We start from the raw sequence: 22,422 nt of genomic DNA on the forward strand, positions 1-22,422 counted from the left end.
CGGAGAAACCTTGCCGACAGGGGGAGAACGAATGAAAAACTGGGAACAGCCGCTGCCGGAACCGGCTGAGCTGAAAAGGCAGCTGATGCATATGGCCGCTTTGGATGTAATCATGAACGAGGAAGATTGGCTGAGAGTGTACCGGTACGTGCCGGACTGGAAAGAAAACGCCGCTTTAGGGGGCGTCGACAACGGGGCGGGCGATGATGTGTACGTGGTTTTCGCGGAAGAGGGAGTCATCATAAAGGGCTTTGACCACATGTCGCCTCTCAGCCCGCATGCCCGCGAGGAGTATGGCGTATGGCCGGGCATGTATGAGACGGCACCCGCCGGACTGTTGGCCTATTTGGACAACGACCTGTTCGAACGGGAGGACGTGACGTTCTGCATCTGGCGGCAGGCCGGCGATTCGGCGTGGAAGACCGGAGAGCTTCAAGAGGCCGAAGGGGAGGACGACGGGTCCGATTTTCTGCTCGGCTATCTGAAGCATACACCGGAAGAACATACGGAGTGGGCCGTGTCCTACTATGAGAAACCGGTCGATCTTGAAGCGGTGCGCGGACTATTCGCCGGTGCGGCTGTTACGGAAGAGCTCATAGCGGCGCTAAATCCGCAGCGGAGCGCGAAAGACGCCCTGGCGGAGCTGGAGGGTCTGGGGCTGCGTACCGACCGGGGCCGATAACGGGCTTGTTCCGCGCAATTATAAACAGAGCAAGAGGACGCAAATGTAAAAAAGGACGGGGCTGTTCCAACCGATCAGCCCGCGTCCTTTTTTTGTTGGGGAAAAGTATGTATTAGTTTCCTTCTTTCCGAAAGTTAGAGTGGGTTAAATTGTCCCAGCCAGATATAAACGCCCATCAAACCAAACACGACGATGCAGAAGTTAACGGCAACGAACAAGCATCGCATGACGGGTGTACGGTGGAACTGGTATAAGGTTTTGGCGGCACCGCTCCCTTCGATAATGAACAAAATAAGAATCGTATGCATAATGGTGTGGCCCACGATTTCTTTGAATCCGAAAAAGGTGGTCGTCATGAGAAAAACGCCGGTAAGCAGAAGAGCGGTGAAGCGGTTCATGATCCCCATGATAAAAGCCCAGGCGAGCCCCATTTCGATAAACGCGCTGATCAGCACGAAATCTTCTACCGTGAAGCCGAGCGTAGGGAGTCCGTACTCGTGCATAAGCGAGCAGGCGAGCTTGGCCAGTGTCATTTTTTCCATGGAAAGCCAGGCGAGGGACAGCCCCGTGCATAGGTAGAGTATGGGAGTAGCCGATTGCTTCCAGCGGCTCTCGGTGACGAGCAGGTAATAAATAACACCGGCGTAGAAAAAATAATCAAGCCCGTGAAAGAGCCCGTATGTAACGAGTGCATATCCATACAGCACAGCGAGTGCGGCCCCGCTCACGACCAGCAGCCTGCGGTGGAGAAGCCCCGCGATAGCTATAATCAGCACGGCGTATACCCATACATGGTCCGATACGAAAGCAGGCGCGAGATACGTTCCCGTAAAAAGCTGCATCAGCAGGCCCAAACCGACACCGACGCGCAGAATAAGCAAATGGTAGCGCTTTAATCGGTTCAAAAACTGATGAACCCGGCGTACAAGACCGATCCGCTCCAACGATTCGCTGAAGAGGACGCAGACGAGCAGGGCGGCCAGTGTGACCCCGAGCCACAACAGAAAAGCGGGCGTGATGACTTTGGTCATGGGCTGCGGGTTCCAGACGTGATCTTCGGTAAACCATTTGACGTGCACGTACAAGCCGCTCCATTTTGGAAGGTACATAGTTTATTTTCACCTCCTTGTTAAAATAAGATGTCCATTCATCCGTTTTCATAGTTAAATTGGGGGAAGAATCGTGATTTTCAAATTATCAAAGCGCTTGCAAAATCGAAAATTCTAAAACTTTAACCAGATAAAGTATTTTACAAATTATAGTACCACAACCAATTAAAAAAGTAATCGACAATTTTTGTTCAGTTTTTGTCCTTATTTGTAGAAATTAGCTCCATTCGACACGGAATGCGCAATAAGGGCGTGAAACCTTCGTTTTTTCGCCAAAATCCTCTTTCTTTTCGGGAGTTGAAGAGAGGTTTCGGGAAGGCTGTCACCGCTTAAAATAAGCTTCACAGCCCCCCTCTTAGGGTAAAGAGGTTCTATAGCGCGGCTTTATCCGCTTGACTACGGAACGATAACTCTTTTCAGGAGGTGCGATAAAATGAGTGAATTAAACCGGAACTTGCCGGAGGAAAAGAACTCCGCCCCCAGCGAGACGGGCGAAGAGGGATATGTGGACATTGTGGTCCAGAAGCAGGGAACCAGCTATATCCTGACAGGCATAGGCGGCACGGTGGGAGAAATGACGTACCATATGGTCGACGTAGACACATGGATCGTCAACCATACGTTTATCGAGCCTAAGTACCGGGGTCGTAACCTGGGTCGAATGCTGCTGGATTATGTCGTTGCGGAGGCCCGCGAGAACGGCAGAAAAATTATTCCCGCCTGCTCGTACGTATTGGAGCAATTTAAGCAAAATCCGGACGAATTTGCGGATGTGTGGCTGAAGGAAGGCGAGACGCAGTACTCGGATACGTACAGTTCCGACAGTGTTATGAAAGGCTGACGAACCGGGCAGGCCCGTTCGGTGTATGGAAAAGGCTCAGGATCCTTACAGCCGCACGGTTTTGTCGAAAGCGCGAGTCCGCGAGGACCCGTGCTTTTTGTGCTGCGTCACTGCGAGGAAGGACATGCCGGCGCCCTTTTGTTTGGTTACTCACTTATCTTTGATAATTTACAAAAATTTGGGGTCCGTGATAAGATAAATGAAGCAAAATTAAAGCGCTTTAATTTTGCGGATGCACCGCTTTACCCATCTGATCACATGAGGAGAGGAAGCGAAATGCGGAAGGATCGAGTTTTTCCCGGAAAAAGAATGACGCGTTCCATCAGTCTGTTCGTCGTGTTCCTGCTGCTGGCGCTCGATTTGGCCGGCGCCGTTTCGGCGAGCGGGACGGCGGGAGCGGGCAATGGCGCACAGACGGAAGCGGCGGCGGTTAAAGAAACGCTGGCGCAGTGGATTTTCAAGGACAAAGGCAGTAACGGTGTATTTCCCGCCACGGGCGGAGTGTTCCAATCGGCTTCTTCGATCCGCGACGTAGGCACCAATACCGACCAGTACACATACGAACCCGGCGAAAACAGCATCCGCAATCAGGGCTGGCACGACGGCAGCGGCAAGAAATACTGGCTCGCGGCACTCTCCACCAAAGGGTATGAGAACATCACCCTATCATCGCAGCAGACTTCCTCAAGCACGGGCCCGCGAGATTTCAAAGTTCAATTCAGCACCGATCAACAGACGTGGTCGGACATTCCGAACGGGAAGCTGGTCCTGGCCCAAAATAATTTCAACTGTCCGAATAATGCCTGTAAATTAACGAATCTTTCTTTGCCGCAAGGGGCCGGCGATCAGGATGTGCTGTACATCCGCTGGGTCGTAAGCTCGAATGCCAGTGTAAGCGGCGGCACGGTTGCCAGCTCGGGTTCCAGCCGGATCAAGGATGTGCTCGTGACCGGCGAACGCGGCAGCGGCGAACCCGGAGAACAGCCGACGACGGCTGTAAGCAGAACTCCCGCTCCGGGAGCGGCCGATGCGGCTGTGAACACCGAAATCAGCGTGACATTCAACAAAGCCGTGGTGCAGGACAACGCGTATAAAGCGGCGATCACGGACAGCGGCGGCGCTTCGCTTTCCGGCGTTTCGTCTGCGGTGAGCGGCAGCACCCTCAAAATCAGCCATCCCGATCTGGCGGCCGGAAAAACTTACAAGGTCACCGTTCCCAAGGGACTTGTAAAAGGCGCCCAGGACAGCGTGGCCCCGTCCGCCGACCTTACGTGGAGCTTCACGACGAGGCTGCCGGATTCCGGCGTCAAAACGCCGTCTCTGCTGAACATGACGTTCAACGGCGACCCGAAAACAAGCATCTCGTTCGATTGGTATACGGCCGAAACGGTGAAGGGCACGGTTGTCCAGGTGGTGGAAGCATCCAAAGCCCCGGACGGCACGTTCCCGGCTGACTTGGCGCAGAGCTACACGGGCAGTGTCACTGTCATTGACACGCTGATGACCGCGGGTGACAGAAGCTCGAAGAAATACAAGAAATTCGCCAGTCACAAAGCGACTGCAAGCGGACTTAAGCCGGGCACGAAGTACGTCTACAGGGCCGGCAACGGGGATGCGGACGGCTGGAGCGAGACGGGGTCCTTTACGACGGACCGGGCCGACAATCAGGATTTTCACTTCCTGTACGTGACCGACACACAGGGCTCCAGCAAATCCAACTTCGAGCTGTGGCAGGATACGTTCAAGAGAGCCATCGAAAAGACCGTAGATCCCAAATTCGTCCTGCTGACGGGCGATTTGACGGATGACGGCGATCTGGAGCAGTTGTGGCAGTGGTTCCTGGGCGTTCCGAAAAAAGAGTTCGCCAACGTGCCGTTCGCCCCGATTATCGGCAATCACGAGGTGGAGGACTATCCCAACAACAATTTTTTCAACCACTTTAATCTGCCCAAGGATGTCGGGACCGGTGCCCATGACGGATCGGTTTACGCGTTTGAATACGGCGATGCGCTCTTCATGCAAATCAACTCCCAGTACGAAGGGGAGGTTTCCCCGTATAAAGCCGATCCTCAATTTACGAAACAGTTGGAATGGATGAGGAATCAGGTGGCCAAATCGGATAAGAAATGGAAATTCGTTTCCATGCACAAAGGTCCTTATTCCTCGGGAGACAACGCCACGGCGGAAGACGACCGGGTGAAGTTTTACCGTAAGTATCTGATTCCGGTATTTGACGAGCTGGGCGTTGACATGGTTTTCGAAGGACATGACCATATGTACATGAGGTCCTACCAGATGCTGAATAACGTTCCCATCAAAAACGTCATTATCGACGAGCAGGGCAACGTCGTGAATCCGAAAGGCACCGTATACCTGATGGGCAACTCCGGCGCTTCGAAGTTCTACGATCTGAACCCGAAAGCGGATACGTTCTTCGCAGCCAAGAACGAGCAGCCGAATAAGAAGATGTTCGTGGATGTGTCGATCACCGGCGATGTGCTCAAATTCACGTCTTATACGGCTGTAAAAGATAAACCTATCGCAGTTTATGAATCCTACAGCATTAAGCGGACGGACGGCAAACCCGGCAAGGTAGAAAATGCGAGCGTCGTCAAACAGTCGGGCAAGGCGGTTATTTCCTGGAAAGCTCCCGCCGGCACATCCGAGGCGGTTAGAGGCTACCGCATTTACGAGAAGAACGGCAGGGCGGGCACCAACTGGAGCGCCTACGTTCCGGCCGTCAGCGGGCAAACCGCCTACAGCTATACGCTGAACGGCATCGACTCCGCGCAAACCTACGAGTTTGTCGTTAAAGCCGTCGGAGGAAGAAATAATTCCGATCCGGTCGAAATCAGCACGGCAGGCGGTACGAAGTGACCCCAAGCGGGGAAATTAGATGGCATCCATCCGGGGAAAAAGGCTGACAAAAGCGGCGGCCGAGACGTTTTAAAAAGAAAGCGCGAGTCCTTTGAGGACCCGCGCTTTTTATATGTCTTATATAATCTTGAAGGGGATACCTTAGGAAAAGATATCCTTTGGCATCGATTGTAGCGTTCTCATTTTAAAATATTCGTATCATTTTGTGCACTAGAGAATTCATAAATAGGGTTAGCTAAGTTATTTACAAAACAAATTTAGGAATTGTAATATATGAACAAAGGAGGGGCATTTAAACAATTGAATTTGAAGATTATTAATTACATATGTCTTTTGTGTATATTCATTTTCATTTCTTCAAGTTGTTCTCCGAAGGAAATTACTCCTGTAGGAGAGGGAATAAAAGATTCGTGTGGGAACTCAATCCAAAATGATGTAAAGCTGCACAGTAGTATAATTTTTTATGAAAATCAAGATGAATTTGTAAACAAGCTATATCCTCAAATTAAAATTATTCCTTGGGAACGTGAGCGAGCCGGGATGAAGGCTAGTGAATATGCGGAAGTAAGTGAAATCATCAAAAACAAACCTGATGCAGTGATAGCAATGACAGATCATATGGACGAAAGGAGCTGTACAATATCAAGGAAACTCCATGAAGCTGGCATTCAACCTTTATTTTTTGAGTATAAGACAGTAGGACAATTAGAAGTGGTTATACAAAAATTGGGTCAAATAATTGGAAAAGATAAAGTTTATGTGGAATGGTTGAACGATCTGGAAAAAAGTAAAGTGAGGAACGCGATTGGCGAAAGTGAGCCGAAAAAAGTATATTGGGAACTTGCATTTCAAAATGATCAAGCAAAAAAAGAAAATCAAGCCATTACTTTGGCACAGGATAGTTTTTTCAACGATGTTTTAAGACTCGCAGGGGGTACGAACATCGCAGATGCCGAGATAAGTGATAAAGAAAACTCTTATAGATTGTTAAGTGAGAAAGATATAGTCAGAGCAGATCCGGATATCATTTTTATTACGAAGGGCTCCACAGAGAGGTCTTTAAAAGCGCAGCTCATGGAACGTAATAATTGGCCTCATATAAAAGCTGTTAAAAATGACAAAATATTCGAAGTTGAGCAAGATACCTATTATTTAGTCCATGTAGCGGAAAGTTTATTGTGGATAGCAGAACATATAAATCCGGATAAATTTACTGGCGAGTAAAAACCATTTCTAGATGTAAAGAGATTTAATGAAATAAAATGGAAAACAAACAAGGGGAATGGAGAAAAGTAGAAATTCGCGGCTTGACATCCTTCAAGAGCGATTCTATAATTTCTACCCATACAGGCATTGACCAAAGACACGATTCCCTTCACGGGCTGCCCAGAGAGAGAAGCACATGCTGAAAGCTTCTCCTGCCGACGGATGCGGAATTACCCCTTTGCAGCCGTGGCATCGAACCCGCACAAGATCCGAGCGGCAGTAGATGACACCGGATCATCTCCGTTACCGGATGCCAAATGAGGATTCCGCACGCGTTTTTGCGGCGGATCAAATGAGGGTGGAACCACGAGCTGAACGCACTCGTCCCTTTGTGGATGAGCTGCGTTTTTTTGCGTTCAACAAAACACTCGTGGAGGGATAAGCGATGAACATTCAAGTGAAATTGCCAGACGGATCGGTCCGGGAGTACTCCAGAGGGACGACGATTGAAGAGGTGGCCCAGTCCATCAGTCCGGGACTTCGTAAGAACGCGTTCGGCGGCAAAGTAAACGGTAAACCGGTCGATCTGAACACGTCCATCGACCGAGACAGCGCCGTGGAGATTATCACGCCGGATAGCGCGGAAGGCCTGAACATTTACCGGCACAGCACGGCGCATCTCATGGCGCAGGCCATCAAGCGGATTTACGGCAGCAAGGCCGTGAAGCTGGGCATCGGCCCGGTTATCGAAGACGGATTCTATTACGACCTGGACCTCGAAAAGCCCTTATCGACCGAAGATCTCGCCGCCATCGAGAAGGAGATGGAGAAGATCGTGGGCGAGAACCTGCCGATTGTCCGCCGGGTCGTAAGCCGGGAGGAGGCTCTCCGCATCTTCGGCGACATGGAAGATCCCCTGAAGCTGGAGCTGATCCGCGACCTGCCGGAGGATGCGGAAATTTCGGTCTACGAACAGGGAGAATTTCTCGACCTGTGCCGGGGACCGCATCTGCCTTCGACGGGGCGGATCAAAGCGTTCAAGCTGCTGAACGTGGCGGGCGCTTACTGGCGCGGGGATTCCGCGAACAAGATGCTCCAGCGTATCTACGGCACATCGTTCCCGAAGAAAGCGCAGCTTGACGAGCATCTGCATCTGCTGGAGGAAGCCAAGAAGCGCGACCACCGCAAGCTGGGCAAGGAACTCGGCCTGTTCATGTTTTCCGAGGAAGCCCCCGGCATGCCGTTCTACCTGCCCAAAGGGATGACGATCCGCACGGAGCTGGAAAGCTTTGCCCGGGAACTCCAGCGGCAGCGGGAATATGACGAAGTGCGTACGCCGTTCATGATGAATAGACGCCTCTGGGAGCAATCGGGCCACTGGGACCATTACAAGGACAACATGTATTTTACCGATGTGGACGATACGAGTTTCGCGCTGAAGCCCATGAACTGTCCGGGCCATATGCTGATTTATAAAAACAGCCTGCATTCCTACCGCGAGCTTCCGATCCGCCTTGCCGAGTACGGGCAGGTGCACCGGCACGAAATGTCGGGTGCGCTGAACGGCATGATGCGGGTGCGCACATTCTGCCAGGACGATGCGCATCTGTTCGTCCGCCCCGATCAGATCGAAGAAGAAATCGGCCGGGTGATCGAGCTGATCGATCATATTTACGGTGTCTTCGGCTTCGAGTACAAGATCGAGCTGTCCACGCGCCCCGAAGATTCCATGGGCTCCCAGGAGCTGTGGGATCAGGCGGAAGCTTCCCTGAAAAACGTGCTCGATAACCGCGGCATCGAATACCGGGTCAACGAAGGCGACGGCGCGTTCTACGGGCCGAAAATCGACTTCCATATTCTCGACGCGCTCAAGCGAAGCTGGCAGTGCGGGACGATTCAGCTCGATTTTCAAATGCCGGAGAAATTCGACCTCACGTACATCGGCGAGGACAGCCTGAAACACCGTCCGGTCGTTATCCACCGGGCCGTGTACGGTTCCGTCGACCGCTTCATCGGCATCATCACCGAGCATTATAGCGGTGCTTTCCCGCTTTGGCTGGCGCCGGTGCAGGTGAAGCTTCTGCCGGTGTCCGACCATTACGCCGATTACGCCATGCTCGTCAAGAAATCGCTGGACGAAAGGGGCATCCGCGCGGAAGTCGACCTGAGAAACGAGAAACTGGGCTACAAGATCCGCGAAGCGCAGCTTGAAAAAGTGCCGTACATGTTCGTCCTCGGCGAGAACGAGAAAAATACGGGAACGGCCGCGGTCCGCAAACGCGGGGAAGGGGACTTGGGTCCGCAATCGATCGAGGAAATTTGCGGGCGGATTCTCGAAGAAATCCGCAGTAAAGCTTAGGAGCTCGGGAGAAGAAAGAGGAGCGCGGAAGTCAGGGCTTCTGTTCCCGGGAAAATTTCAAGCGAAAAATCCTGCGGTGCTCTCCATGGGAGCTCGCAGGAGGGTGAAAGGGTGACGTGCGATGACGGAGCGTATTCCGTGCAAAAGCGCGGATTGCGGGGCGACGATTCTTCCCCAGACAGCCGAGAAGACAGGCGGTTACTGTATGCCATGCGTACAGAACCGGCAGCGGCTGGAGCGGGAAGAGTTTATCCGCCGGAACCGCAGGGATGTGAATCTCTATGAAGGGATAACGGACCCCGTGGAGATTTTGAAAATCATGTGCGAGCCGAGAGTTCCGGACCCTCTCATCCGCTATACGGCATACGAGAAAACGGCCGAGGAGCTGTATGCCTCTTTGTCCGAGAGGGATGCGGAGAGGATGAAAGCTTACGCGGCTGCGCTGATAGCGGAAGATGAGCCGGATATCGCGGAAGACATTCTGTTATCGTTGGCATGTTTCACGGGAATACCGGTGCAAGATTGTCTGCCCGAGCTTATTCGGAAGGAATGCTACCACCCGGGTATTCTCTACAAGCAGGCTCCCGCCGCTATTCGGGACTTCCTGCTGGATCAAGTGGAAAAAGATGCGGAGAACCGCAATCTCCTGCTGCTCGCGCTAGCCTGGATCGGAGATGAAGCGGTGGCGGCCCGCTTTAACCAATGGCGGGAAACTCCGCCTGTCTGGGCCGAAGAACTGTATGTGCCTCCGCACCAGTACTCGCTTGATGCCGGATGGATGCTGAACGGGGAAGGTTTGAGAAGCGACTTGTTTTACAAGGAGTGCCGGACGTTTGAGAAAGGCACACCCTCCGGCGGCGAGCCTGTTTCGCTTTTCGGAGAAACCAAGGAGTTTTGCAGAGGCTGCGGCGGCGGAATGACGGTTTTGTTCGATATGGATCTCAGACATCCTTCGCTTCGGTTCCTGGAGATGGAAGGCGAGAGGCTGAAGATCGCGACCTGCTTGAGCTGCACCTGCTATGGCTTTCTGTTTACCGATATAGACGGAAAAGGTCGAAGCGAATGGAGCCGGTACAATCCCGCTCCCGCCGTTTCCCCGGAGCCGGAAGGGAATGGTCAGCAGGAAGCCGGAGAGCGGCCGGCTCTGCGGTTCTCCGATAAGGAGCGGGGAACGTATTATGCCGCCGTTTGGAGTCAAGAGCCTGCGGTGGCTTCCCAAGTGGGAGGCCACCCCACGTGGATTCAGGACGCGGAGTACCCGGATTGTCCCGGGTGCTCGGAGAAGATGAGGTTCCTGGCCCAATTCTCCTGGGAGGATGCGGATGATTACGGCGAAGGGATAACGTACGCGTTCGTATGCAAGGATTGCCAAGTCGCGGCGACTCACTTCCAACAGACGTGAGTTTCACGATCAATCTGCTGCGGCAGGCAGGGGCTTGACGGGCGGTTCCGCCGATGACAGTCTTGGTCGCATGCCCGCGAGAACTATTAACCGCAAATGCCGATGCGGCAATTTCAATCAAAAAGGGCGCCCCCGTAAAATCGGGGGCGCCTATTTCTTTTTTAACAGCGTGATGCTTGAGGGGGCAGCGGATCAGCGAAGACCGGCAAACACCGGCAAGCACCGGTCAAGTTGCGTTTGTGACGCTTCGAGTGATGACCTCGACCAGCTCTGCCTTGTGGGCTTCATAAGCTTCCCGGGACAAGCTTCCGCCGGCGAGACGGTCATCCAGTTGCGCGGACAACTGCGCCGTCTGCAGAGCTATGACGTCCCGCACATCGCGCGAACGGCTGGCCGCTACCTCGGCCAGAGACTGTCCGTTATACAAAGCATCGTAAATTTCCTCGTCGGAAGTGACGCCCAGGGCCTGATGCAGCTCGTCCTGGACAGGCACGGCTGCGGTTTGCGTGGCGACTGTTTGCGTTTTATCGAATGCGGCCGGGTTATCCGGGATCATGATTTGGACTTCCGCGGTGCATTCTTCATTCCAGAACCCCGCGCCGATCGTGATGGCAAAAGCGACTGTGCCTGCGATTAAAATATGTTTGGGTCTCATGCGTATTCCTCTTTTCTGTAAACGATTAGGTGAGATCAGACGAGCAACGGCATCTATAAGCGTAAGTAGGCAGATAAGCGAATGGAGTAATTCGTATGTAGGTTGAAAAGATGTCTTCTAAGTCTTATACGAAGCAGATAAGTTTCCGTTGCGCGGAGGGAATCATTACCCGGCAAATTCTCTTCTAAAACGGGATAAGGCAAACGTTTGATCCGCTGTCCTAAACCCATTGTAACCGTCAGTTCTTAAAACGGGATTAAATCAGCCTGAATTTGCTCTGAAATCTGAAGGGGGAGTGGAAAGCAAAAAGCAGTACAGGGCAATCGGGAAAGTACATTCGAGAACGGTAGTGAAGAGCGGATGGGAGAGCATGGGGGAGAACGGACCGAAGCGTGGCATAGGGAGCAGAACCAAGAGCAGGACCAAGAGCAACACAAAAAAACCTCCGGCTCATATCCGGAGGGGTTAAATGGCGCAGCGGCTATGGCGAACAAGCAGGCCGGGAAGAGCTGAAACAAGCATCGTTTCAGCCAAGCCGGCATGCTATTCCGCATCCAGCAGCTTAAGCTCCTGTGCGGTAACGAGCGCTTGGGTCCGGGAGGAAACGCCGAGCTTCTCGTACAAGCGGGAGAGGTAGACCTTAACCGTCCCCTCGGAAAGTGTCAGCTGCTCCGCCATCTGCCTGTTGGAAGCGCCCCGGCGGATAAGGCGGAGCAGACTGATCTCACTGCGGCTCAGTTCCTCCACGAGCGGCGGGGCTGCGGTTTTGCGCTGGGGGGAGGCGGGCATGAACAGACTGAGCAGCTTCAATACGTAATCGTGCAGCCCGCCTCCCTGCCCTGCGGCTTCTCGGGTCAAGCGGTATTGTCTGGCATAAGCCCGCAGCAAGGTTTCCATGGCTCTGCCTTCATCGAGGAAGCTCCGGATGTAGCCGTTCCGGGCACCCAGCTCCAGCGCTTCGTGAAGATGGCGGAGAGCCGCCGTACGCTGACCCCGCTGATTTTCCAGGAGCGCCTGCAAAATGCCGATTTCGATGATGCCGGACAGAAGCTGCTCCCGCTCGCACTGGGGCTTGAGCAGCTCCAGCAGGCGCAGCGCTTCTTTCTCCTTGCGCTGGCTGCCGAGCGCGCGCGCAAGCGTCACGTATTCGAACTCCTGCCGGAAACCGGGCTTGTCCTTCCCGGACACACCGAGCTGCGGCAGCGCCTTTTTCACGTCTGCGGAGCGGTCTTCTTTAAGATACAGGCGGATTCTGGCCGCCTGCAAAAGCTGCCGCCAGCGGCTGTCCTTCAGCCCGGAAGATGCCTCCAAGGCTTCGTCCACAGCGGCATGGGCAAGTTCGAAACGCCCCTCCGCCGCATACAGCATGGCCTGCGTCAGATGCATCGGCACATACAAGCCGGGCAGCTCCTTGGCTGGGGCTGAACGTGAGACCAGCACCGCCAACTTGCGGCTGTCCTCCAGCCGGTTCCACTCGTAGTAGCCCTCACTAAGCGACTGTATGACATACAAATAGATGTAGGAACCCTGCCAGCCCCGGGCTTCCAGCAGACTGGTGAACAAGGCGCCGATCCTTTCCGTATCGGGCGAGAGCACGCCTTTGAGTCCGAGCGGAGTTCGTCTGACCAACGGTTCGGTCCGATTGTAGTTAAACGTGTAAAAAGCCGGATCCGCCGGTAAAATCTCATGCAGCAAAGTGCCGATATGAGTGAACCATTTATCGAAGATGCCTGTAATAAACATCAGATTCGAGCGGACGAAGAGCAGCCCGCTCTGGAGTTCTTTCCGTTCTTCCGGCTCCATGGAAGCGTCCAATGACGACTCCACCCGATCCAATAGCTGCTCGGCCTGCTCCGCATGACCCGCCATGAGCAAGACGAAAGCATGGTGCAAAGACAACCCGGGCGATACGGCATACTCCGTAGGAAAGCTGCGGAACCAGCGCAGGAGGTTGCCCAGTTCTCCGCTTTCCAATACGGCCGGCATGTGGGTTCTCAGGCAGCTCTCCAGCCGGGGATAATCTTCGCCGGCTATGGCGTATTCCACCGCTTCATTCATAAAACCGCGAGAAATGCAGCCCCCACTTGCCAGCCGGTTCAGCCGCCGCCATTCCTCGGGCTGCTTGCGTTTTAGCAGCTCCTGCAGAAACCCGGCGAACAGATGATGGTACCGGAACCAGACGCCGCGCTCGTCCAGAGGGACCAGGAAGAGGTTTGATTTTCTGGCCCGCTCGAGCAGTAGCCGGGAGTCCGCGCTTTCCGTGACCGCATCGCACAGATCGGCATCCATTTCTTGAAGAACGGACGTTTTCAGCACGAAGGAATAGAGGTCCGGCGGCATTTTCGAGGCAACTTCTTCGAATAAATAATCCGAGATAACCCGGTGGTCTCCGCGGAATTCCTCAAGAAAACGGACCGCGTCCGTCCCGGATTGGAGAGACAGCAGCGCCAACTGCAGGCCGGTTACCCAGCCTTCCGTCTGTGCGGCGAGGCGCCGGATCTGTTCATCCGTCAAAGGATGATTGTGGATATGTCGGTAAAATGCCGCGGTTTCATCGGCCGTAAACTGAAGGGTGGCCGTATGCAGTTCGTTTTGTTCCCGCTTGGCGGTCCATTTTACAGTCGAAAAAGGAAGCTCGCTGCGGCTGGCGATCAGCAAGTGAAGCGCAGGCGGCAGGTATTCGATAAAATAAGCCAGGCTGTCGTGAATCCGCGCGTCTCCGATCAGATGGTAGTCGTCGAGAACAAGCACCGTTTTTCCCGGAAGCTCATAAAGCTCGTTTAAAAGAGCATCCAGAAAAGTGGAGGAGGAAATATCCTGCAGCGATAGCGCAAGCGCAGCGAGCCGCTGTCCCGCCGGGTCGTCGGCCTTATCGGCCAGGGAACGGATGAGCGTGCGCCAGAAGCGGATAAAATCGTTATCTCTGGCGTCCAGGGACAGCCAGGCGCAGGTATGCCCGCTGCTGTGGGCCCACTGGGTAAGCAGCGTCGTTTTGCCGAATCCGGCGGGGGCGCACACCAGCGTAAGCCGCCCGTTTATTCCCCGGGACAAAGAATCGGTCAGCCGCTCGCGGGCAACCAGATTCGCCTTTGGATGAGGCGTGGCTATTTTTGTTTTTAAAATAACGGGGGCATCGGGAGCCGTATCGGTCATAAGTCCTCCGGAAGCGGCAGACAGCCGCGGTCGTTTCTAATCTGTTTTGTATCATTATATAAAAAAACAAGCTCCAAGTTAACTTAAGTTAATGGATAATTTCATTAGCTCTTAGTAAACTTGCCGCGAGTTTTTGTGCCGGATGGAGGCGTCGGGACTCGACAAGCTACAGTGAAGGGAGAGCAAACTATTGTGCAGGCGAAGCCGGGCGTAAAATATAACGGAGGACAGCCCTCCTCCTTTTCTAACGCTGTATGGGATGTTCATGTGAACCTGCCGCAGCAAGCGGAAAACGCATCCGTGAGCATAGCCGGGGATATGATCGGGCTGCTCCGATTATGGGAAGCATTCATCGAACTGGATACTTGGGCCGGAAGTTTCTGCATTCCCGCAGGTCAAATCGGTATTGATGCAGCTGCGGGACAGTTCGGACAGGGAGTCCGGCTGTCGGAGATGACTGTTTCGTTCGAGATTAGCATGGGCCGACAAGAACGGGATGTCTTATTGACCGGAGCGGCGGGTGCAGGACGATACCTGCTTCTTTCGGAGCCTGTCGGGTTTGCCGTCACCGTTTCCTGTGGGGATCGGAAAATGAAGCCGGAGGACCTGCAGGCTATAGAGCTGGCTCTGCCGCTGCCGGACGGTCTGGAACCGGACAGGGCTATAAACGTGCTTATGCTGGACAGAAAAGGTTACGTCCGGCTGCTTCCCGCACGCCGGATAAGCCGGAGTGGCCGGATGATGGCCGCTGCAAACGGAGCGGGCGATGGCATTTTCGTACTGGCGTGCAAGCGCGGGGAACGTTAGCGTTACGGCAAGCACGAGGTATGAAAAGCTAGTCCTACGGAAGCGCAAGCAATATAAGCTATGTAAGTAATGCAAGGAATGCAAGGAATGCAAGGAATGCAAGGAATGCATACAGAGTAAACGTTACAAGCGGCAGTACAAGCGAAAGTACAAGCGACAATACAAGCGACAGTACAAACAGCAGTTCAAGCCGCGCGGGCGGTGCGATCAAAACGGGTGTACGCAGGATATCTTTTGCGAACGGAGGGTTCTGTACAAGAAGCATATGTTTGTACGCTTGTGGTGAACATCATAGTTGAATTGGAACGGAAAAAAGCGCCGGCCCGTTAAGGGCTGGCGCTTTTATTGGCTGCACACTGCCGTGTACCCCGCCGGTTAGGCTGAAAGCCGGTATCGACGGGAAAACGGTACGCGTGCGTCAGATGTAATTGAGGCCGGAGGTCGACGGAAACGGGACAGGGAACAGATCCGTTAGCGCCTCACGCCATTGTGCCGGTGTACCTTCTGGAAGGACCGGCGCCGCATTCGCGTCCGCCCCCGCTTCCTCTCCCGGTAGTAAGAACGGACCGTCGAACAGAAGCGCGATCCATGCGTCCGCATCCAGCTCCAAGTCGTCCAGCCCCGGATAGGACAGCCGGATGCCGCGTTCGGCCGCACCGGAGCCGGCTTCCAGTTTGGCGGCTTTTTCCGGCTGAAGAGCAGCCAAGTTTGGCTTCAGCCGCTGGAAAAGGCGGGCCGCATCGGGCACATAAACGGTGCCCAGAATCCGCTCGTCCGCATGCGAAGCGTGCTTCTGCAGCAGAGCGGCCAATCCGGCATCGTGCCGGGAAGCGAGCACGTCCAGCTTCTCCGGTGCCGCTGTCTCCAGCGCATGCGCGAGCAGAGCGGCTACGGCCGAGGGCTCGCCCGCCCACTCGATGGCGAACGGCGTCATCTTCGGCCGGAGGCTTCCCGGAAGCGCGGCGACCAAGAACGCGTCGGGAACGCCTCCGCGTTCCGCAACGTAGACGCGGTGCCCCAGCTTCACGCATCTCGCGTAAGCCTGCGCGTCAATGAGCATGGCCAGGTCCCACTGGCTCTGCTCGAAGGCGACTTCGCGGGAAGCGGCCAGCTTGGCCAGGGCGGGCAGGTCGCTGCGCGTCCATTCCCGGCAGCGGAGCGGTCCGGCCGCATCCGTGCCGCGGGAAGCGCCTGCGCCGGCCTGCGAGGCCGGACGGGCAGAGGCATCTGCACCCGTCTGCGAGGCCGTGCGGCCCTCGCTTACGCCGGCTTGCGCAGCCTCAGCGGCTGCTGCCCGAAGCGCCGGAGCCATTTCCGGCGTAAGCGTGTAGCGCCGGATCGTCCCGAACTCGCGGCAGCCTGCGCGCGTGTAAAGGCTTCTCGTGCCGGACACGAGGATCAGGTCGCCGTCCGATTCGGCGACTTGATCCTTCACGGCATCGAGCAGCTTGCCGGCAACCCCGTGGCCCCGTGCTTCGGGGGCCGTGCAGACCGCGCCGACGGAGAATACGTTCAGCTGCGAGTCGCCGATCCGGATGGTGGACGGGAGCAGTCCCATAAAAGCCGTCATGTGTCCGTCTTCTCCATAAGCTCCGAACGAGGAGGAAGTGACGGCGGAGAACAAATAAGGGAAGCCGGCGGCCATCGATACCTGCTCGCCGTCCCGGAAAATGGAGTCGGCAAGCGCCGCGGCTTCGGTCATTTCATCAGGTTTCACTAAGCGGACATTCATGTGCATGCAACCTTTCGCTGAGAAATAAACGCTTATGAGGCACTTTCGGACGATTCAACCGCCATGCGGACTTTGCCGCCGGTTTCTTGTAATCGGCGTGAAGCTTCTTCATAGGACATTTTAGCCAGAATCATGACGATGGCGGTTTTGACGTGGCCTTGCGATTCGGCATAAGCCCGGGAAATTTCTTCGCTGTCCGAGCCCGTTGCCATCGCAATGAGGCGTTTGGCGCGTTCGACCAGCTTGTAGTTGGAGGGCTGAACGTCCACCATCAGATTATCATAAACTTTGCCGAGCCGTACCATTGAGGCCGTCGTGAGCATGTTCAGCACCATTTTCTGAGCGGTGCCGGCTTTCATGCGGGTCGATCCGAGGACGACTTCGGGACCGACGACAGGCTCAATGGCCAGATCGGCGATTGCCGCCATCGGGGTCCCGTGGTTGTTGCACAAGGCGATCACCTTCGCCCCTTGTTCGCGGGCGCGCTTCATGGCGCCGATCACGTAGGGCGTTCTGCCGCTTGCCGCAATGCCGACAACGACATCCTTGGAGCTGACGCCGCAGGCAACCGCATCGTCGCGTCCGAGCTGTTCGCTGTCTTCCGCTCCCTCTACCGCTTTCAAAATCGCATCGGGTCCCCCCGCAATGATTCCCTGAATCAGCTTGGGATCGGTTCCGTAAGTAGGCGGGCATTCGGATGCGTCAAGAATTCCGAGCCTGCCGCTTGTTCCCGCCCCGAAGTAAAAGAGCCTGCCGCCCGCGGAAAGCCGCTGCGTGATCCAATCAACCGCTTCGGCCACGGCCGGAAGCACCTGCCGGACCGTTTCCGCGACGGTTAAATCCTCCTGGTTGATCAGCGTGACGATATCCAAAGCAGATCTCTGGTCCAGCTGGCGGGTCCGGGGATTTTGCTGCTCGGTCGTGAGACTGTGTATATTTTCTTTCATAAGGTACCTCCGATAGTTAAAAAGGGATATAAAGACGGTCGCAACGCGGCATACGTGGCGGCCGCTTATTTCGCCCCTTGGGAGGCCGCAAGCTCCCTGGCGTAATCGGCGGCGCCTGCAGATGAGCGGCGGCCGGACAAGACGACGTCCGATAAATCGTCTTCCTGCGATACGCTCACCCGGAAAGTATCGTAGAAGAGCGGACAGTACGCGAAAATCGACCCGGCCGCGCCGATTTTCAGACGGTCAAGCTCAGGGTGGCGGTTTCGGAGCGCGACGACGAGGTCGGCGAGATCTTCGGCTGAACGCACGATGATTTGCCGGGCAAGCTTATCCCCCGCCGCCGCGGCACGGACTGCGAACTCCGCGTGCTCGGCAATCTGGGCCTTCTGCACGCCTGGCTGATAAACGATTCCGCGCAGCTCCGCCGCATCCCGGATGCCGTGTTTTTGAAGGACGGCTTCCGTAAGCATGGTTGCGGGAAGTACACCGTCGTAGCTTTTCATGACGGTTTGGAGAACGGAAAGCCCGATGTCGTAGCCGCTGCCTTGATCGCCGAGCAGATGCCCCCAGCCTCCGGCACGGTACTTATTCCCTTCGGAATCGAAGGCGTAAATGATGGAACCGGTGCCTGCAATGGCGATGATGCCTTGGCTGGAGCCGAGGGCGGCTTTCAGCGCAATTTCGGCATCGTTTTTAATCAGTAGAGATACACCCTCGTAAGCACTTCCCGTAAGCGTTTGGGTCAGATACCGCTCCATTGTGCTCCGTTCTTCGGGGGTGTCTACTCCGGCAAGACCGGCGCAAACGGCCAGGCATCTGCGTCCCGGCAGAGCATCTTTGACCGTGTTGAGGAGTCGACCAAGCTCCGCCGAAGCGGTTGCGAAAGTAACGGCGTGGGGATTTCCCGGGCCGCCCGTCCAGGTGCCGAGCTCTGCGCCGCTCAAATCGATTGCGAGGGCTTCGGTTTTGGTGCCGCCGCCGTCAAGGCCGATGACATAATCCATGGGAGTCACCTTTTCTTCCGTTAGTTTTGTGGAAAAATGAAGGAATGTCAGCATGATGTATAAAACTAGGCCGATTGCCTGCCTCGGTCAGAGCCGGGCGGGTTCGGGATATTCTGTTGAGAACGACTGTAAGGCAAAACATAAAAAGAAGTTCCAGGCCGTCAGGTAAAAGTGTGGCGTGGAAACCGGAGGAAAAAAAGGGGAATGCAGTTGAAGTCCCTGACAATAGTATAGCGGAAGCACAGGAAGATTGTAAAATAAAAGTTTATACATTTTTAAAATTTCTGAAATAAAATTTTGATTGAAAAGTGGCCGGCAGACCGTTTTCCGAAGGCCCCAAACCACCGTTTAATAAAAGGAAGTTTCTTTAAAACGTTTAGGAAACAAAATTTTATATAGTAAAAAATAATTGAAATAAAATTTTGTAAACGGTATAATGGCACATAGAAAGCGGTTACAGATAATTGGAAAAAGAATAGGCGATTTTATTATCCAACAGGGGAGGGAACCTCATGCAAGGGAAGGTGAAAACGGGAGCCGACCGGTTTCCGGAAATGGCGCCCGAGCTGCTCAAGGGCCGTAAATTCGGACTGCTGACGAACCCGACGGGAATTAACCGCGACTTTCAGTCGACCATTCAGGTTTGCGCTTCATTGGAAGAAGCGGAGCTCGGCGCTTTGTTCGCTTGCGAGCACGGTATCCGGGGGGAGCGCCAGGCAGGTGTCCGGTTCGAGGATGAAATCGACCCGGAGCTTGGGATTCCGGTTTACAGCCTGTACGGCAAGCATAAAAAACCGACGGCTGACATGCTTTCGGGGCTTCAGGCGATGGTTTTCGACATCCAGGATCTCGGCGTCCGGTTTTACACGTATCTCAGCACGCTGATCTACACGCTCGAAGCCTGCGCCGAAGCCGGTGTCCGGGTGGTTGTACTGGACCGTCCCAATCCGCTGGGCGGACTTGAGTGGGAAGGCGGCCTGCTGGACGAAAGCCTGCTGTCGATGGTAGGCGCGTGGAGAATGCCCGCCCGTACCGGCATGACCATCGGCGAATTCGCTCTGCTGGCGGCCGATCAAATGAAGACGCCTTGCGAGCTGTATGTCGTCAAGATGGAAGGCTGGGAGCGGGAGATGGAATATCCCGATACCGGGCTGCCGTGGCTTCCGCCGTCCCCGAACATGCCGACCATGGATACGGTTCGGATTTACGCGGGGCACTGTCTGTTCGAAGGAACGAACCTGTCGGAAGGACGGGGAACGACCAAGCCTTTCGAGCAGGTGGGAGCGCCTTGGCTAAAGGCGGAGGAAACCTGTCGCGAGCTGAATGCCTTGAATCTTCCCGGCGTCCGGTTCCACCCGGTCACGTTTACGCCGACCTTCTCGAAGCATGCCGGTCAGTTGTGCAACGGCGTGATGACTTTCGTTACCGACCCGAACGTGTACAAATCGGCCGTCACCGGCCTTCACTTGCTGAGCTGCATCCAAAAGCTTCATCCGGGTGAATTCGAATGGCTGGCGCCTTTCAAGGAAGGCCAGTCCACCTTCATCGACCTGCTGAGCGGCAGCGACCGGATTCGCCTGACGCTGCACGAGCCGGGCGCTCTGGAAGCGATTATCGCTTCCTGGGAACGCGACGGGAAAGAATGGGCCGGCATTCGCAGCAAGTATCTGCTCTATGGACCGGAAGCGGCAGCAGCGGCTTCCGCCGCGGAGGCGCGCGGCAATGGGGTATGAGGCGGCCGCTTCCGGGGCTTCGGCACTGGGTCTTTCGCCGGAAGGGGTAATCGCCGCCTGCCGGGCTGTTGACCGCGAGATCGCGGCAGGCGTTACTCCCGGGGCCGTGATGGCCGTCGTCCGCGGAGACGAGGAACTCGTTTACGCGGCAGGTCACGCCGACCCGGAGGGTTCCGACCCCGCGCCGGTACATGCGGGCACCCTGTACGACTGCGCCTCGCTCACCAAGGTGACCGTAACGCTGCCGCTGGTGCTCGGGCTCATTGACGAGGGCAGGCTGACCTTGAATACACCGGCGGCTTCCTTGCTGCCGGAGTTTGCAAGCGGCGGCAAAGAAGAAGTCACGGTAGGCCAGCTTCTGACGCATACGTCGGGACTTCCGCCGCTTGTCAATCTGTACGCGTCGCATCTGACGCGGGAAGAGATGTGGCAGACGGTGTACCGCACCCCGCTGCAGGCCAAACCCGGCACGCGGATGGCATACAGCGACGTCGGCTACATGACCCTCGGCCGCATAGCCGAGGAGATGCTGGGCGTGCCGCTGAACGAGGCGGCACGCGTCAAAATCTTCGGGCCGCTGGGCATGGACAGCGCCGGGTTCTGCCCGCCTGCGGGGCGGGCAGCGGACATAGCGCCGACGGAGTACGACGCCTCCGCGGGAGTCCGCCTGCACGGCGTCGTCCACGACGAGAACGCCCGCGCCCTCGGCGGCGTAAGCGGCCATGCCGGGCTGTTCGCGGCGGCCGGCGACCTGGCCCGCTATGCCCGCATGTGGCTAAGCTGCGGGCTCGTCCCTGCCCCGGCCACGGGTGCGCGTCATGACGCGGCGGGGGCGCCCGTGCCGCGTCTCCTCTCGCGGGCGGCGGCGCTTGCCTCCGTGCGCAGCTTCACGGAGAATATCCCCGGCGCGAGCCGCGGCCTCGGCTGGGCGCTCAAGGGCGACCCGCTGGATGCCTCGGGAGACTGGATGGGGCCGCGCAGCTTCGGCCATACGGGCTTCACGGGCACCAGCCTGTGGCTGGACCCCGAGGGGGATCTGGCCGTCGTGCTGCTGACCAACCGGGTCTATTACGGACGCGGCCGAACGGTAGCGGCGCTTCGCGCTTGCGTGCATAACGCGATCGCGGGAGCGGTCGTGACGAATGAGAAATTTTGACTGGACGGTAGACCGAGTAATCCAACCCAAAGGAGCAATTTGACATGACAGAGCAAAAGCATCATATTTTGGCCATCGGCGGTCATGCCGGTGACTTGGATTTGACGGCGGGTGCCGTGATCGCGAAATATACGCAGGCCGGTCATAAGGCCACTTTCCTGCATCTGACGCCGGGAGAGAAGGGGCATCCCCGTCTGACTCCGGAAGAATATGCGAAGCAAAAAATCGAAGAAGCCCATAAATTCGCCGATATCGTCGGAGCCGACGTCAAGTTTTTGGCTTACAAAGACGCCGAGCTTCCCGTCGACGAAGAAGTGAAATACCAGGTGGCGGATGTGATCCGCGAAGTGAAACCGGATATCATTCTCACCCACTGGAAGGGCAGCATTCATAAAGACCACGCGAATACGCACTATATTGTCAATGACGCGCGTTTTTACGCCGGATTGAAGACGATCGAGCGCGAGCTTCCGTCCCACTATGCGAACCATCTGTACTACGCGGATAACTGGGAAGATCCGTACGATTTCAACCCGGAAATTTTTATTGACATTCCCGATGAAGCATACGAGACTTGGGTTAAAGCGATGAATGTGTACGCCTACGCACGCGGTGAAACTTACGGATTTCCGTTCATCGAATACTATAAAGCGTTGACGATCGTGCGCGGCGCACCGGCTAACTTCAAGCGGGCTCAAGCGTTCGCGGTACCGACGGGCGCGCTTTCGAAACGCGTACAATTTTTCTAAAGCGCGG

The 22,422-nt window shown here is 55.6% G+C and carries 16 protein-coding genes; 10 read left to right on the forward strand and 6 right to left on the reverse strand.

What is annotated here, in order from left to right:
• The first annotated feature begins 31 nt into the window (after window positions 1-31).
• Entirely contained in the window at window positions 32-682 is a 651-nt protein-coding gene (locus tag KVT34_RS18180) for a hypothetical protein (protein ID WP_217560234.1), read from the forward strand.
• 134 nt (window positions 683-816) lie between these two features.
• Here KVT34_RS18180 and KVT34_RS18185 read toward each other — a convergent pair whose 3' ends face one another.
• Entirely contained in the window at window positions 817-1,791 is a 975-nt protein-coding gene (locus KVT34_RS18185; RefSeq protein WP_217560235.1) for a hypothetical protein, read from the reverse strand.
• A 433-nt stretch (window positions 1,792-2,224) separates the two neighbouring features.
• On the opposite strand from KVT34_RS18185, the gene KVT34_RS18190 reads away from it, so the two are divergent.
• The 5 genes from KVT34_RS18190 (at window position 2,225) to KVT34_RS18210 (ending at window position 10,476) form a co-directional block, all read left to right on the forward strand.
• Window positions 2,225-2,632 (forward strand): GNAT family N-acetyltransferase, encoded by a 408-nt coding sequence (locus tag KVT34_RS18190; protein WP_217560236.1) that lies wholly within the window; start codon window positions 2,225-2,227, stop codon window positions 2,630-2,632.
• Window positions 2,633-2,908: 276 nt separating this feature from the next.
• The gene (locus KVT34_RS18195) at window positions 2,909-5,509 is read left to right on the forward strand and encodes a metallophosphoesterase (RefSeq protein WP_217560237.1); all 2,601 of its coding nucleotides are present in this window, start codon (window positions 2,909-2,911) and stop codon (window positions 5,507-5,509) included.
• A gap of 273 nt (window positions 5,510-5,782) precedes the next feature.
• Window positions 5,783-6,733, forward strand: a complete 951-nt coding sequence (locus tag KVT34_RS18200; protein ID WP_217560238.1) for an ABC transporter substrate-binding protein — start codon at window positions 5,783-5,785, stop codon at window positions 6,731-6,733.
• Between the two features lie 427 nt (window positions 6,734-7,160).
• Entirely contained in the window at window positions 7,161-9,074 is a 1,914-nt protein-coding gene (gene thrS / locus KVT34_RS18205; protein WP_217560239.1) for a threonine--tRNA ligase, read from the forward strand.
• A gap of 121 nt (window positions 9,075-9,195) precedes the next feature.
• A complete protein-coding gene (locus KVT34_RS18210; RefSeq protein WP_217560240.1) occupies window positions 9,196-10,476 on the forward strand; it encodes a DUF1963 domain-containing protein in 1,281 nt (426 codons plus the stop codon).
• Window positions 10,477-10,702: 226 nt separating this feature from the next.
• On the opposite strand, the gene KVT34_RS18215 is transcribed toward KVT34_RS18210, so the two are convergent.
• Window positions 10,703-11,131, reverse strand: coding sequence for a hypothetical protein (locus tag KVT34_RS18215; protein WP_217560241.1), 429 nt, complete (start codon window positions 11,129-11,131; stop codon window positions 10,703-10,705).
• Between the two features lie 543 nt (window positions 11,132-11,674).
• Complete coding sequence (locus KVT34_RS18220; protein ID WP_217560242.1) at window positions 11,675-14,284, reverse strand: winged helix-turn-helix domain-containing protein; 2,610 nt, start codon at window positions 14,282-14,284, stop codon at window positions 11,675-11,677.
• Window positions 14,285-14,476: 192 nt separating this feature from the next.
• On the opposite strand from KVT34_RS18220, the gene KVT34_RS18225 reads away from it, so the two are divergent.
• Window positions 14,477-15,091 (forward strand): hypothetical protein, encoded by a 615-nt coding sequence (locus tag KVT34_RS18225; protein WP_217560243.1) that lies wholly within the window; start codon window positions 14,477-14,479, stop codon window positions 15,089-15,091.
• A gap of 418 nt (window positions 15,092-15,509) precedes the next feature.
• Here the strand turns inward: KVT34_RS18225 and KVT34_RS18230 are convergent, their stop codons facing one another.
• The 3 genes from KVT34_RS18230 to KVT34_RS18240 all read right to left on the reverse strand — a co-directional run bounded on the left by KVT34_RS18230 (window position 15,510) and on the right by KVT34_RS18240 (window position 18,777).
• A complete protein-coding gene (locus KVT34_RS18230) occupies window positions 15,510-16,823 on the reverse strand; it encodes a GNAT family N-acetyltransferase (RefSeq protein ID WP_217560245.1) in 1,314 nt (437 codons plus the stop codon).
• Window positions 16,824-16,855: 32 nt separating this feature from the next.
• Entirely contained in the window at window positions 16,856-17,770 is a 915-nt protein-coding gene (gene murQ, locus KVT34_RS18235) for an N-acetylmuramic acid 6-phosphate etherase (RefSeq protein WP_217560246.1), read from the reverse strand.
• Window positions 17,771-17,835: 65 nt separating this feature from the next.
• Entirely contained in the window at window positions 17,836-18,777 is a 942-nt protein-coding gene (locus tag KVT34_RS18240) for an N-acetylglucosamine kinase (protein ID WP_217560247.1), read from the reverse strand.
• Between the two features lie 512 nt (window positions 18,778-19,289).
• On the opposite strand from KVT34_RS18240, the gene KVT34_RS18245 reads away from it, so the two are divergent.
• The 3 genes from KVT34_RS18245 to KVT34_RS18255 are packed head-to-tail and all read left to right on the forward strand — an operon-like array spanning window position 19,290 to window position 22,415.
• Window positions 19,290-20,510 (forward strand): exo-beta-N-acetylmuramidase NamZ family protein, encoded by a 1,221-nt coding sequence (locus KVT34_RS18245; RefSeq protein ID WP_217560248.1) that lies wholly within the window; start codon window positions 19,290-19,292, stop codon window positions 20,508-20,510.
• Complete coding sequence (locus tag KVT34_RS18250) at window positions 20,500-21,666, forward strand: serine hydrolase domain-containing protein (protein ID WP_217560249.1); 1,167 nt, start codon at window positions 20,500-20,502, stop codon at window positions 21,664-21,666. The genes KVT34_RS18245 and KVT34_RS18250 overlap by 11 nt, the downstream gene beginning before the upstream one ends.
• 44 nt (window positions 21,667-21,710) lie before the next feature.
• Window positions 21,711-22,415, forward strand: a complete 705-nt coding sequence (locus tag KVT34_RS18255) for a PIG-L deacetylase family protein (RefSeq protein WP_009675323.1) — start codon at window positions 21,711-21,713, stop codon at window positions 22,413-22,415.
• Window positions 22,416-22,422 lie beyond the last annotated feature (7 nt).

Origin of the sequence: Paenibacillus sp. GbtcB18, from assembly GCF_019091125.1 — a bacterium.
Lineage (GTDB): Bacteria > Bacillota > Bacilli > Paenibacillales > NBRC-103111 > Paenibacillus_F > Paenibacillus_F chitinolyticus.